Origin of the sequence: Chromobacterium sp. CV08 (genome assembly GCF_051129845.1) — a bacterium.
Lineage (GTDB): Bacteria > Pseudomonadota > Gammaproteobacteria > Burkholderiales > Chromobacteriaceae > Chromobacterium.
Genome location: NZ_CP150453.1, coordinates 1,391,795 through 1,405,362, shown reverse-complemented (window position 1 = coordinate 1,405,362; position 13,568 = coordinate 1,391,795). Strand labels below are relative to the sequence as shown.

Here is a 13,568-nt window from a genome sequence, read left to right as displayed (position 1 = left end):
GATCACAGACCGGCATTCAGAAATGCGATGCCATCCCGCGCCCGATCGACGATGGGAAAGCGCGCCGCCAAACAAAAACCGGCTCGAATCATAGACTCGAACCGGTTTGCCTATACCTTTAAATATAGATAAGGGCTGATCACTCTTCGCCGGTGCGCCGCTTGGCATTGCTCCTGCCGCTGCCGCGCTTGCGCGCGACAGGCTGGGCCGGCGTCTCCGCCGGCGCGGCTTCCGGACTGCTCTTCGCAGCCTGGCGACGCGCCGCCGGCTTTGCCGCAGGCGGTTTCGGCGCCTGGACGTTCGCCGGCTTTTCATCGGCCGGCTTCGTCGTACGGACACGTCCTTTCGGCGTCGCCGGTCTGGCAGCCGCGGCCTTCGCCTCGGGCGCCGCCTCAGGCTTCAGCTCGGATGCCTTGTTCGTCGCCGGCTTCGCGGCCTGCGGGGCTGCGGACTGATCTTCGCCGGCGGCCTGGGCCGGGCGCCTACGGCCTCTCGGCGCCTGCGGCAAGCCTGCCGGCTTGGCCGTAGACTCCACCGGTTCGCTGACCGGAGAGGCCGGTTCAGCCGGACGCGTCTCCACCGGAGTCTCGGCCTTTGCGCCGCGACGGCGACGGCCAGACCGGCTCGCAGGCCGTTTCTCGGCCGGTTCCTCATCCGCGACCGGCGCCGACGGCGCATCCTTGATCAGCGCGAAATCCACCTGGGAGCTTTCGAGATTGGCGCCCATCACCTTGACGGTCAGCGTGTCGCCAAGCCGGTACTGGACCCCGCTCTTTTCGCCGACGATGGCCTGGATGTCCTTCTTGAAGTGGAAGTAGTCCTTGCCCAATTCGGAGATGTGCACCAGGCCCTCCGCGTAGACCTCGTCCAGCAGCACGAACACGCCGAAACTGGTGACCGCGCTGATCTTGCCCTGGAAGACCTCGCCGACCTTGTCGCGCATATAGTAGGTCTTCAGCCAGGATTCGACGTCGCGGCTGGCGTCGTCGGCGCGGCGTTCGGTCATCGAGCAATGCACACCCAGCTGCGCCCACTTGCCGGGCTTGTACTTGCCGCCCTTCAGCACCGCCTTGATCGCGCGATGGACCAGCAGGTCCGGATAGCGGCGGATCGGCGAGGTGAAGTGGGTATAGGCCTCGTAGGCCAGACCGAAGTGGCCGTTGTTGTCCGGCGTGTAGACCGCCTGCTGCATCGAACGCAGCAACATGGTCTGCAGCACCGCAGCGTCCGGGCGGCCGTGGATCTCTCCGGCCAGCTTGCCGTAGTCCTTGGCGGTGGGCTTGTCGCCTCCGCCCAGCGTCAGACCGACCAGACGCAGATAGGTGCGCAGGTTTTCCAGCTTTTCCTCGGTCGGCCCCTCATGGACGCGGTACAGCGCCTTGTGGCCGTTCTTCTGAAGGAAATCGGCCGAGCAGACATTAGCCGCCAGCATGCACTCCTCGATCAGGCGGTGCGCGTCATTGCGCACCACCGGCACGATGCGCTCGATCTTGCCCTTGTCGTTGAAGATCATCTGGGTTTCGACCGAGTCGAACTCGATCGCGCCGCGCTTGGCGCGCGCGGCCAGCAGGATCTTGAACAGCGCGTACAGATCCTTCACATGCGGCAGCATCGCGTGGTCGGTGCCGTTCTGCAGCCAGTCCCATACCTGGTTGTAGGTCAGGCGGGCCTTGGACTGCATCACCGCCGGGTAGAACTTGTACTTCTTGACCTCGCCCTTGGCATTGATCTGCATGTCGCAGACCATGCACATCCGCTCGACGTCGGGATTCAGCGAACAGATGCCGTTGGACAGCGCCTCCGGCAGCATCGGGATCACCCTGCGCGGGAAGTAGACCGAGGTGCCGCGATCGAGCGCCTCCTTGTCCAGCGCGTCGCCGGGCTGCACGTAAAAGCTGACGTCGGCGATCGCCACCACCAGCCGATAGCCCTTGCCATGCTTCTCCGCGTATACCGCGTCGTCGAAATCGCGCGCGGTTTCGCCGTCTATCGTCACCAGCGGCAGATCGCGCAGATCGACGCGGTCCTTGGTCCAGTCCTTTTTGCGCACCTTCTTCGGCGTCGCCTTGGCCTGGGCCAGCGCTTCGTCGGGGAAGCGGTGCGGTAGCGCGTGCTTGCGCAGAGCGATCTCGATCTCCATGCCCGGATCGGCGTAGTTGCCGAGCACTTCGTCGACCCGGCCGACCGGCTGATGGTGGGCGTCCGGCTGCTGCAGGATGTCCACCATCACCACCTGGCCGTCCTTGGCGCCGGCTTCGCCGCCCGGCTCGATCAGGATGTCGTGGTTGAGACGGCGGTCTTCCGGTCGCACCACCCATACGCCGCGTTCGTGCTGGATGCGGCCGACCAAGCGGGTCACCGCGTGCTCCAGCACTTCGACGATCCGGCCCTCCTGCCGACCGCGGCGGTCGACTCCGGACGGCCGCACCATCACGCGGTCGCCGTGCATCACCTTCTTCATTTCGCGCTCGGGCAGGAAGATGTCGCTCCCGTTCCCCTCGCCCTCGTCCGGTATCGCGAAGCCGTAACCGTCGCGGTGGCCCGATACCTTGCAGCGGACCAGATCGAGTTTCTGGGCGACGCAGACAGCGCCCTTGCGGTTGATGATGATTTCGCCGTCGCGCTCCATCGCGCGCAAACGGCGTTCGAAATAAGTCGATTCGTCGCTGGCGATGGACAGCATCTGTCCCAATTCGTCAGGAAACAGCGGCACCCCCTGCTCGGCGAGTATCTGCATGATGAACTCGCGGCTGGGCAAGGGATTGGAATATTTGAGTTTTTCCCGTTCCAGGAAGGGGTCCCGGTCACGAAGGGAAAGCTTTTTTTGTTTTTTTTCTGATTGAGCCATTGACACCCTCTAGATAATGTCTATAATTCGCATCTCGTTGCAGCGATGCAACAAATGATACAGCAAAGCGACGCCCAGGTGGCGGAATTGGTAGACGCACTAGGTTCAGGTCCTAGCGCCCGCAAGGGTGTGGAAGTTCGAGTCTTCTCTTGGGCACCAATCTTACTATTGTAAGCCCGTTGCTAAGCTGGCATCATGAAAATCTGGTTGGCCCAGGTGGCGGAATTGGTAGACGCACTAGGTTCAGGTCCTAGCGCCCGCAAGGGTGTGGAAGTTCGAGTCTTCTCTTGGGCACCAACACAGATCGCTGTACACGGTATGAAGTCGTATGCCCAGGTGGCGGAATTGGTAGACGCACTAGGTTCAGGTCCTAGCGCCCGCAAGGGTGTGGAAGTTCGAGTCTTCTCCTGGGCACCAGATATTTGCAAATCTGGCGCTTTCAGTTCCAGGTTTCGGCAGTGACACAATCAGAGTTTTGCCCAGGTGGCGGAATTGGTAGACGCACTAGGTTCAGGTCCTAGCGCCCGCAAGGGTGTGGAAGTTCGAGTCTTCTCTTGGGCACCAAATTCAGCGAGACCCCATTGCTTCGGCAATGGGGTTTTCGTTTTTCAGCGTTCGGGGAAATGCACGCCCACCCGCAATCCCCCCTCAATCGCTTGATCCAGCGACAAGCGCGCGCCATGCCGCCCCGCGATCTCCCTGACGATGGCCAGCCCCAATCCGCTGCCATCCCGCCTCTCCCCAGCCAAGCGATAAAATCGCAGCAGCACCTTTTCCCGTTCGGCTTCCGGAATGCCTGGACCGCTGTCTCTCACCTCCAGGCAGGCATGCGGCCCATCCCGCACCGCCACCGTCACCACCGCCCCCTCCCCGGCGTAGCGCAAGGCGTTGTCCAGCAGATTGTTCAGCAACTCGCGCAGCAGGGCGCGATTGCCGCGAACCGACACGCTGTCCGCGCCCTCATAACCCAGATCCGCGCCGCACTCATGCGCGACGGCGGCCCATTCCAGCGCCACCTCGCGCGCCAGCGCCGCCGCGTCCACCCTTTCCAGCGCGATGGGCTGACCGTTGTCCGGCTCCAGCCGCGACATCTGCAGCAATTGCGCGACCATATGCCCCGCCTGGCGCAGGCCGGCCAGCAGTCGCCGCAGTTGCCGCCGCTGCTCGGCTGGCGCTTCCTCGCGCAAGGCCAGCTCAGCCTGGGTCTGCATCACCGCCAGCGGCGTCTTCAGTTGGTGGGCGGCGTCGTCGATGAAGCGCCGCCTGGCGGCGAACAAGCGCTGCAGCCGCTCGCCGTGCAGATTGAGCACATCCACCAGCGGCGTCAGCTCGCTGGGCAGTCCCGCCTTGGGCAGGGGCTCCAGATCGCCCTCCTTTCTGCCCGCCACTTCAGCCGACAAGCGCCGCAGGGGCCGCAGCCCGCGGCTGACCGCCAGCGAGACGATCAGCAGCAACGTCAACACCAGCAGGATTTCCTGCAGCAATGACCCCAACAGCAGGCTGCGCGCCAGCGCCTGTCTCGACTCCGGCGTCTCCGCCACCTGTACCCAGACATCCTGATCCCGCAACGTGAGCATGTCCCTCACCGACTGGCGCAGACTGACCAGCCTCACCTCCTCGCCCAGATAATCGGCGTCGGCGAACTGCAGCGCGGGCGCATCCTGCTCTTTCCTGGCCGGGGGCGGCAAGTCTTCGTAACCGGTCAGCGCCTTGCCCCGCGCGTCGCTGACCCGATAGAACACCTTGCCGGCGGCATTGCTCTCGAACATCTGCAAGGCGAAGTAGGGAATGTCCACCCTGATTTCCCCGCCGTGGCTGCTGACACCATTGGCGATGGCGCGCGCCGACGTATGCAGCATGCGGTCGAAAGCCGCATTGGCACCGGCCAGGCTGCGCTGGTAGGTCAGATAGGCGTCCAGCGACAGCAGCAACAACAAGGGCAGCAGCAATCCCCACAGCAAGCGCAGCCGCAGGCTGTCCGGCCGCCGCCAGGCCTGGCCATTAATCATGGCCGCCGTCCGTCCGCGCCAGCAGATAGCCCAGACCGCGCAAGGTGACGATGCCGACGTCTCCGTTCGCCAGCTTCTTGCGCAGCCGGTGAACGTAAATTTCCATGGCTTCGGCGCTGCCGGATTCGTCCAGGCCGAAAATGCGCTCGGACAGCGCGTCCTTGCTGATGGCTTTGCCGCCCTGCAGCATCAGCAGTTCCAGCACCGCGTGCTCGCGCGGCGTCAGCTTCAAGGCCTGCCCGGCCAGCGTGAACACTCGGCCCGCGCCGTCGTAGCTCAAGCCGCCCACGTTCAGCCGGTTATGGTCATGGCCATGGCTGCGGCGTATCAGCGCCCTCACCCGGGCTTCCAGCTCAATCAGGTCGAACGGCTTGGACAGGTAGTCGTCGGCCCCCATGTCCAGCCCCTTGACCCTGTCCTCTACCGAGCCGTGGGCGGTCAAAATCAGCACCGGCACCGATTTGCGCCGGGCGCGCAAGCGCCTGAGCACTTCCCAGCCATCCAGCCTGGGCAGGGCCAGATCCAGGATCACCAGCGCGTAGTCCTGGGTATGCAGCACATGGTCGGCGTCTTGTCCGTCGTGCATCGCGTCGACGGCGAAGCCCGCCTGCGTCAAGGCCTTGAGCAAGGATTCGGCCAGGGCCGGATTGTCTTCCACCAGGAGAATGCGCATGACTTGCCCAGCTGAAAGCGGATTGAAAGGTTTACTCTAATACCATGCTTGCCAGACCGCAGCCAATAGAGCGGCGGAACCGAGACGAGCCCGGACAGGGCTCCTACAGGAGAAGACGTCATGCATGGCAAGCTGAAACTATCACTGTGCGTCGCGGCGTTAAGCGGCGGCGCCTGGGCCGCGCCGGCTCACTATCCGTCCAGCTATCAGAATCTGGAAGCCGCCGCGGCCAAGGAAGGCAAGCTGATCATCTATTCCGCCACCGACAGCGCGATCGCCCGGCCGCTGCTGAAAGACTTTCAGACGCTCTATCCGGCGGTGAAGGTGGAATACCACGACATGAACACCACCGAGATCTACAACCGCTTCATCAGCGAGAACGCGGCCAACAGCGCCAGCGCCGACCTGGTCTGGAGTTCGGCGATGGATCTGCAGGTGAAGCTGGTCAACGACGGCTACGCCGCCAGCTACGCCTCGCCCGAAACGTCCAAGCTGCCCAAATGGGCCCATTACCAGCAGCAGGCTTACGCCACCACCTACGAGCCGGTGGCCATCGTCTACAACAAGCGCCTGCTCAAGCCGGCGGAAATCCCGCAGACCCGCGCCGACCTGATCCGCATCCTCAAGACCAATCCTTCGCGCTTCAAGGGCAAGGTCACCACCTACGACATCGAGCGTTCCGGCGTAGGCTTCAACTTCCTGACCCAGGACTACCGCTACAGCCCGCAGGGCGTCTGGGATCTGGTGCGCGCGCTGGGCCAATCGGGCGTCAAGCTGCAGACCTCCACCGGCGCGATGATGGAGCGCATCTCCTCCGGCGAGAATCTGATCGGCTACAACATCCTCGGCTCCTACGCCTTCGCCAAGGCCAAGAAGGACCCATCCATCGGCTACGTCTATCCCAAGGACTACACCCAGGTCGCCAGCCGTCTGGCCATCGTGTCCAAGAAGGCCAGAAACCCCAACGCCGCCCGCCTGTGGCTGGACTACCTGCTGTCCAAGCGCGGCCAGGACGTCCTCGCCAACCAGGCCGACCTGTTCTCCCTGCGCGCCGACGTCGGCGGCGCGGCCTCCCTGTCCGCGCTGAACCAGCAATTGGGCAGCAGCATCAGGCCGATCCAGATCGGCTCCGGCCTGCTGGTTTACCTGGACCAGGCCAAGCGGCTGGACTTCATGCGCAACTGGCAACAGGCGCTGAAGAACTGAGCCGCCGCCCGGCCATCCCGGCCGGGCCGGCGCTTCCCGTCCCGCGCACCGTCCCGGATCGCGCCGGACGCCCCCATTCCGGAGTCCAAGCCATGAATACCTCCACCGCCGCCGCCACGCCGCCGGCCGCGCCCGGCCGCGCGCTGGCCCGCCATCTTTGCTGGCGCACGCTGCTCATCGCCTGCGTCGCGCTGGCCGTGATGGCGCCGCTGTCGCTGGTGCTGTACCAGAGCCTGCTCAACCAACCCTTTTTCATGGCGGAGAAAAGCCTGGGGCTGGACGCCTATCGCTTCATCTTCGCCGACCCGGACTTCTGGTCCGCGCTGAAGAACTCGGTGGCGATCGCCGCCGGCATGGCGCTGATCGCCATTCCCCTGGGCGGCGTGCTCGCCTTTTTGATGGTCCGCACCGACCTGCCCGGCCGCCGCTGGCTGGAGCCGCTGCTGCTGACGCCGGTCTTCGTCTCGCCGATGGTGCTGGCTTTCGGCTATGTGGTGGCCGCCGGCCCGGTGGGTTTCCATTCGCTGTGGCTGAAGCAGCTGTTCGGCTGGGACGAGCTGCCGTGGAGCATCTATTCGCTGACCAGCATCGCCGTCATCGCCGGCCTCACCCACGTGCCGCACATCTATCTGTACGCCTCCGCCGCTCTGCGCAATCTGGGATCGGACGTGGAGGAGGCGGCGCGCGTGGCCGGGGCCAGCCCGTTCCGGGTCGCTCGCGACATCAGCCTGCCGATGATCATGCCCTCGCTGCTGTTTTCCGGCGTGCTGGTGCTGTTTCTGGGCTTCGAGATCTTCGGTCTGCCGCTGGTGCTGGGCGATCCGGAAGGCCATCTGGTGCTGGCCACCTATCTGTACAAGCTCACCAACAAGCTGGGCATTCCGTCCTATCACCTGATGGCCGCGGTGGCGGTATGCCTGATCGCCATCACCTTTCCGCTGGTGCTGCTGCAGCGCCGCCTGCTGCGCAGCGCCAACCGTTTCGTCACGGTAAAGGGCAAGGCCGGCCGCCGGCACGCGCTGTCGCTGGGCGCCTGGCGCTATCCCGCCGTCGCCATCGTGCTGCTGTGGCTGCTGCTGACGGTGGCGGTGCCCATTTCCGGCATCGCGCTGCGCTCGGTGGTCAGCCACTGGGGAGAAGGCGTTTCCCTGGCCGAGGCGCTGACGCTGGAGCACTTCTCGCTGCTGTTCGAGGAAGACAGCATCGTGCGCGCCATCGTCAACACCCTGGGCATCGGCGTGATAGGCGGCGCGCTGGCGGTGGGCCTCTATACCCTGGTGGGCTTCGCCGGCCATCGCCGCCACGATTGGGGCAGCCGCCTGCTGGACTATCTGGTGCTGCTGCCGCGCGCGGTGCCCGGCATCCTGGCCGGCCTCGCCTTCCTGTGGGTGTTCCTGTTCGTTCCCGGCCTGCAGGGCGCAAAGAACAGCATGTTCTCGATCTGGTTGGCCTACACCGTGGTCTGGCTGGCCTACGGCATGCGGCTGGTGCAAAGCGCGCTGCTGCAGGTGGGGCCGGAATTGGAGGAGGCCGCCCGCAGCGTCGGCGCCAGTCCGCGTCGCGCCAGCCTGGACGTCACCCTGCCGCTGATCCGCTTCGGCCTGATTTCCAGTTGGCTGCTGATCTTCATGATTTTCGAGCGCGAATACTCCACCGCCGTCTACCTGCTGTCCCCCGGCACCGAGGTCATAGGCTCGCTGCTGGTATCGCTGTGGGCCACCGGGGCGGTGGACCAGGTGGCCGCGCTGTCCGTGATCAATATTCTGATGGTGGGCGCCGGCTTGGCCGTGGCGCTGCGCCTGGGAGTGAAACTGCATGACTAAGCTCGTCGTCGACAATCTGTTTCTCAGCTATGACGCCACGCCCATCCTCAAAGGCGTGTCTTTCGCCCTCAATGCCGGGGAGGTCGTCTCGCTTCTGGGCGCCTCCGGCAGCGGCAAGACCACGCTGTTGCGGGCCATCGCCGGACTGGAGCAGCCCTCAGCCGGCGCCATCCGCCTCAACGAGCAAACCCTGTACGACGGCGACGCCGGCCACAACCTGCCGGTCGAGCATCGCTCGCTGGGTCTGGTGTTCCAGTCCTATGCGCTGTGGCCTCATCGAACGGTGGCGGAAAACGTCGGCTACGGTCTCAGGCTGCGCAAGACCGGGCAGAAAGAGACGGCCGACCGGGTGGGACAGGTGCTGGAGCAGCTGGGCCTGGGCGCGCTGGGCCGGCGCTACCCCCACCAGCTTTCCGGCGGCCAGCAGCAGCGGGTGGCCATCGCACGCGCCCTGGTGTACAACCCGCCGGTGCTCCTGCTGGACGAGCCGCTGTCCAATCTGGACGCCAAGCTGCGCGAGGAAGCCCGCGCCTGGTTGCGCGAACTGATCATGGAGCTGAAGCTGTCCGCGCTGTGCGTCACCCACGACCAGGGCGAGGCGATGGCGATGTCCGACCGCATCCTGCTGCTCAAGCACGGCCGCATCGAGCAGGCCGGCACGCCGACCGAGCTCTACTCCCAGCCCGTCAGCCTGTACAGCGCGCAATTCATGGGCGCCAACAACACCTTGAGCGCCACCGTCGCCGCCAGCGAAGGCGATAGCGTCATCCTGAACGGCGACGGCTGGCAGCTGCGGGCCACCGCCCGCCAGCCCTTGCCGGCGGGAAGCCAGGCGCAGGCGGTGATCCGGCTTGAGCGGCTGCGCGTGCGCGACGAGCCCGGCCACAACCGCCTGCCGGCCAGGCTGCTCACCTCGATGTATCTGGGCGACCGCTGGGAATACCTGCTGCAGCAAGGCGAAAACCGTCTGCGCGCCTACGGGCAGGAGCCCAGGGCCGCCGGCGAGTGCTGGCTGGAGTTCGGCGAACGCGACATCTGGGCGTTCGACCGGGAAGCCTCCAAGCCGATCTAGCCCCAGGCAAGCGGCCGTGCCGGGGGAAAACCGGAACGGCCGTCACTCATGCCCCCCCGACACCTGCCGTCCGGCATCCTGCTTCAACTTCAAAAACTGCAGGCTGGACAATACCGTCAGGCCGCCCATGATCAGGAAGGCATGGCCGAAATCGCCGGCGGTCAACTGCTGATGGCCCTGCAGCCAGGCGACCGTCTGCAGCGCGAACGCGCCCACCGTCACGCCGAAGCCGGCAGCCAGCTGCTGCGCGACGCTGGACAAGCTGGTGGCATAGCTAAGCCGCTCCTTGTCGACATCGGCGAAAGTGATCGCGTTCAGGCTGGTGAACTGCAAGGAGCGCAGACAGCCGCCCAGCACGAACACCAGCAGCAGCAGCCAGTGCGGCGTATCGGCCTTGAACAGCGCGTACACGGCCACCGAGCAGCCCGCCAGAATGCTGTTCACCACCAGCACCTGGCGGAAGCCGAACCGTTGCAGCACCTTGGAGACGATGGTCTTCATCCCTATCGCCCCCATCGCGGTGGAGCAGGTCAGCAGTCCGGACTCGAACGGCGAGAAGCCGAAGCCCAGCTGCAGCATCAAGGGCAGCAGGAAAGGGATGGTGCCGATGCCGACACGGAATACGAACCCCCCGACAACGCCGGCACTGAAGGTAGGTAGCCGGAGCAAGGACAAATCCAGCAGCGGGTGCGCCTGCCGGCGGTAATGCCGGAGATAGACCAGCAGCAAGGCCGCCCCCGCCATGGACAACCAGATCGAAGCGGTGGCGGACAACATGTGCTTGCCTTCCGTCGCCAGACCCAGCATCAACATCGACAAGCCGGAGCCAGTCAGCGCGAAACCCCACCAGTCCAGCCTGGGCACCTCGTCCTCTTTCAGATTGGCGATGAAGCGCCCGGCCAGCGCCAGCCCGAGCAGACCGATCGGGATATTGATCAGAAAGATCCAGCGCCAATGGAAATAAGTGCTGATGAAGCCGCCCAGCGGCGGGCCGATCACCGGCCCCAGCAACGCCGGCACGGTCAGGTAGCTGAGCGCCCGAACCAGGTCCGCCTTGTCTATGGTTCGTAGAATCACCAGCCGCCCCACCGGCACCATCATCGCCCCGCCTATGCCCTGCAGGAAACGCGCCAGCACGAAGCCGTGCAAGCTGTCGGTCATCGCGCACAACAGCGAACCCAACATGACCACCAGGATGGCGGAGCGGAAAATGCGGCGGGCGCCGAAGCGGTCGGCCATCCAGCCGCTGATGGGAATGAATACCGCCAGGCTGACCAGATAGGACGTCAGCGCCAGTTTCAGCGAGATCGGGTCCACACCCAGATCCTGAGCGATCACCGGCAGCGAGGTTGAGATCACGGTGGCGTCCATGTTTTCCATGAACAGCGCCGTGGCGACGATGAGCGGCGTCAGCATGCCGGGAGCGATTTTCAACTGCATGACGATAAAATATTGGCGGGAAGCATTTCAGTTTATCACTCTGCGGCCGTCTGCGTGCCGAATGCCATGAACGCTAACAAAAAGCCGCCCGGTACAGCGGGCGGCTCATCAACGGCTAAAGAATAGCGGCTTAGCGCCGCTAACAAAACCGCGTAGCGTACCTGAGCCAAGGCGCGCCGACGCAGGCAGTACAAGTAGTACGACAAGGAGGCGCAACGCAGGATCAGGGGTTTTGTTAGCGGGTCTTAGTTGAAGGTCAGCGCCGACGTGAAGTCGCCCATCGGCCTGCCGTCGTTCCTCACCAAGGCGATATCGCGCGCGACCACGCCCGGCAACGGCTGCAGGCCGAAACGGCGGCTCAGGAAGCGCAGGATGGAGGCCGTGTCGTACTGGGTGTGGTCGACATAGCCTTTCCTGGCGAACGGCGAGATCAGAATGGCCGGAATGCGGGTGCCCGGCCCCCAGCGGTCGCCCTTGGGCACCGCGGCGTGGTCGTAGAAGCCGCCGTTCTCGTCATAGGTGACGACGACCAGCATATTCTTCCACTGCGGGCTTTGCTGCAGCTTGGCGATCACCGAGGCGATGTGCGCGTCGCCATCCGCCACGCTGGCGTAGCCGGCATGCTGGTTCAGATTGCCCTGCGGCTTGTAGAACGCCACCTGCGGCAGCGTGCCCGCGGCTGCGGCGCTCAGGAAGTCCTGGTCGAAATCCTTCAGGTGCTGGCCGCGATAGGCCGCCTGCTTGGACGGGTCGAAGCCGGCATAGTAGTTGAACGGCTGATGGTGGGCCTGGAAATTCGGCACGCTGCCGTTGTAGACCTTGCTGCGGTCGGCGGTGGACTGCGCCCAGCCGCCGGCATACCAGGCCCAGCTCACCTTCTTGGCGTCCAGCCTGTCGGCGATGGTCGCCTGGGTCTGGACCGGCAAGGTGTTGGCCTTGGCCGGATCGGCGTAGAGGCCGCTGGCGTCGCCGGAGGCCGGCGCGTTGCCGCTGGGCTGGAACGCCGGCTGCATGGTGTTGACCGCGTAGTACATGCCGGCCGCGTCCTTGGGCGTCAGATTGCCGTCGTTCAGATACTTGGCCTGACCGGACAGCACCGATGCCGGCGTATTGGCGGCCGGCGTCAGGCGGATGAAGTTGCCCTTGTCGTCTACGTCTATCGCCGAGATGCTGCCCTTGGCCGGCGAGGCATCGGCATTCGGATACTGCGGCGCACAGGCGCAGACCAGATACTGGTGGTTGAGGAAGGAGCCGCCGAAAGCGCCCATGAAGAAGTTGTCGGCCAGCGTGTATTGCTGCGCCAGCTGCCACATCGCCATCTTGCTGCCGTCGTAATAACCCATGGACAGGCCGCCGGCGTCGGAATAGGCGGCGAACTTGTCGTTGGCGCCGCCGTTGATCTGCATCTGGTTATTGTAGAAGCGGTGGACCAGGTCGCGGGTCACCACCGATTGCGGCACCGCCACGCCGGTGCCGTTCAGGCCGTTCGGATCATCGATCTGGAACGGCTTGTTGGCGAAGCCCATGGTCTGCGCCTGACTCAGCGTCACGGTCTGCCCGGCGGCGGTCAGGCCGCCCCAGGTCGGCGGCAGCGCCGGCAGGACCGAGTTGTCGAAATCCTTCTGCGCGACGTAGCCGCCCTTGGATGAGGGATTGACGCCGGGCACGCCGTTGGCGCCGGGGAACAGGCCGTACAGATTGTCGAAGCCGCGGTTCTCGGCGTAGATCACCACCACGTTCTTGATGTCGGACAGCGCCATCCGCTTGTGCAGGCTGGCCTTGACGTCGCCGCCGGCGCCCGCTTCCTTCACCGCGCCGGCGATGGCGTCGATGTTCTGGTTGATCGCCGCCTTCAGCGCCGCTTTGACGTCGGGATCGCCTTCCTTGTTGTGGTCGCCCAGCAGCTTGTCCTCCGGCACGCCCACTCGGGCAGCCACCGCGCTGCGCGCGCTGGCGAGGTCCATGCCGCCGTCCATCAGGTCGGCCACTTCGGTGGACAGCGAGCTGACCACGCCATGGGCGGAGGCCGGCGCGCGGAACACCAGCGGATCGGTCACCGGCGTCGCGGTTTTGGTGTCGGGGTCGTAGCGGACCGCGTCGGTTCCCACCTCCACCACCACATCGCCCAAACCATTGAGGCTGAACGCGCCGTTGTCGTCGGTGTAGGTAGAGATTTCAGTGCTGTCGCAACGACCGTTGCCGTTGCGGTCCAGACAGACTTTGGCATGACGGAAGTAGCTGCCGGTCACCACCCCGCTGGTCGAGGCCGAGCCGCCGCCGCTGCCGCAGGCGCTCAAAACGGCGGCGCCGATCACGGTCAGCGCCAGCCCACAGGCTAAACGTTGCATCACGGATTTCCTTGCTGTTTAACGGAAAATGCGAAGTATCGCGACGGCATGTTACATTACATTTACATTCTGTTAGTATTTTCCGTATGAACAGATGCCGCCTTTCCATTTTCATCTTTCTGTCATGCAGCCGAAGTACAGTCCCGCCA

8 protein-coding genes and 4 tRNA genes are annotated in these 13,568 nt (G+C 64.7%); 7 read left to right on the top strand and 5 right to left on the bottom strand.

Features of this window, described 5'->3' with window-relative positions:
• Positions 1-139: 139 nt before the first annotated feature.
• On the bottom strand, positions 140-2,848 hold the full coding sequence (rnr, locus tag WNM05_RS06720) for a ribonuclease R (RefSeq protein ID WP_434633595.1): 2,709 nt from the start codon (positions 2,846-2,848) through the stop codon (positions 140-142).
• A 72-nt stretch (positions 2,849-2,920) separates the two neighbouring features.
• Here rnr and WNM05_RS06715 point away from each other — a divergent pair.
• The 4 genes from WNM05_RS06715 (at position 2,921) to WNM05_RS06700 (ending at position 3,412) form a co-directional block, all read left to right on the top strand.
• A tRNA-Leu gene (locus WNM05_RS06715) sits at positions 2,921-3,007 on the top strand.
• A 51-nt stretch (positions 3,008-3,058) separates the two neighbouring features.
• Positions 3,059-3,145 (top strand) — tRNA-Leu (locus WNM05_RS06710).
• Between the two features lie 33 nt (positions 3,146-3,178).
• Positions 3,179-3,265 (top strand) — tRNA-Leu (locus WNM05_RS06705).
• Positions 3,266-3,325: 60 nt separating this feature from the next.
• Positions 3,326-3,412, top strand: a tRNA-Leu gene (locus WNM05_RS06700).
• A gap of 44 nt (positions 3,413-3,456) precedes the next feature.
• On the opposite strand, the gene WNM05_RS06695 is transcribed toward WNM05_RS06700, so the two are convergent.
• Positions 3,457-4,857: a sensor histidine kinase N-terminal domain-containing protein gene (locus tag WNM05_RS06695; protein ID WP_434633594.1), complete on the bottom strand. Its 1,401-nt coding sequence runs from the start codon at positions 4,855-4,857 to the stop codon at positions 3,457-3,459.
• Positions 4,850-5,530 carry a response regulator gene (locus WNM05_RS06690; protein ID WP_434633593.1) on the bottom strand — a complete coding sequence of 227 codons (681 nt, stop codon included), beginning with the start codon at positions 5,528-5,530 and terminating at the stop codon, positions 4,850-4,852. Before WNM05_RS06690 ends, WNM05_RS06695 begins: the two co-directional genes overlap by 8 nt.
• Before the next feature lie 120 nt (positions 5,531-5,650).
• On the opposite strand from WNM05_RS06690, the gene WNM05_RS06685 reads away from it, so the two are divergent.
• The 3 genes from WNM05_RS06685 to WNM05_RS06675 all read left to right on the top strand — a co-directional run bounded on the left by WNM05_RS06685 (position 5,651) and on the right by WNM05_RS06675 (position 9,631).
• Positions 5,651-6,736 (top strand): ABC transporter substrate-binding protein, encoded by a 1,086-nt coding sequence (locus tag WNM05_RS06685; protein ID WP_434633591.1) that lies wholly within the window; start codon positions 5,651-5,653, stop codon positions 6,734-6,736.
• A gap of 92 nt (positions 6,737-6,828) precedes the next feature.
• Positions 6,829-8,559: an ABC transporter permease gene (locus WNM05_RS06680; RefSeq protein WP_434633589.1), complete on the top strand. Its 1,731-nt coding sequence runs from the start codon at positions 6,829-6,831 to the stop codon at positions 8,557-8,559.
• The gene (locus WNM05_RS06675; protein ID WP_434633586.1) at positions 8,552-9,631 is read left to right on the top strand and encodes an ABC transporter ATP-binding protein; all 1,080 of its coding nucleotides are present in this window, start codon (positions 8,552-8,554) and stop codon (positions 9,629-9,631) included. The genes WNM05_RS06680 and WNM05_RS06675 overlap by 8 nt, the downstream gene beginning before the upstream one ends.
• Positions 9,632-9,673: 42 nt before the next feature.
• Here WNM05_RS06675 and WNM05_RS06670 read toward each other — a convergent pair whose 3' ends face one another.
• Both WNM05_RS06670 and WNM05_RS06665 read right to left on the bottom strand, forming a co-directional pair.
• Positions 9,674-11,071: a DHA2 family efflux MFS transporter permease subunit gene (locus WNM05_RS06670; protein WP_434633584.1), complete on the bottom strand. Its 1,398-nt coding sequence runs from the start codon at positions 11,069-11,071 to the stop codon at positions 9,674-9,676.
• A gap of 245 nt (positions 11,072-11,316) precedes the next feature.
• A complete protein-coding gene (locus WNM05_RS06665) occupies positions 11,317-13,419 on the bottom strand; it encodes an acid phosphatase (RefSeq protein ID WP_434633583.1) in 2,103 nt (700 codons plus the stop codon).
• Positions 13,420-13,568: the final 149 nt, after the last annotated feature.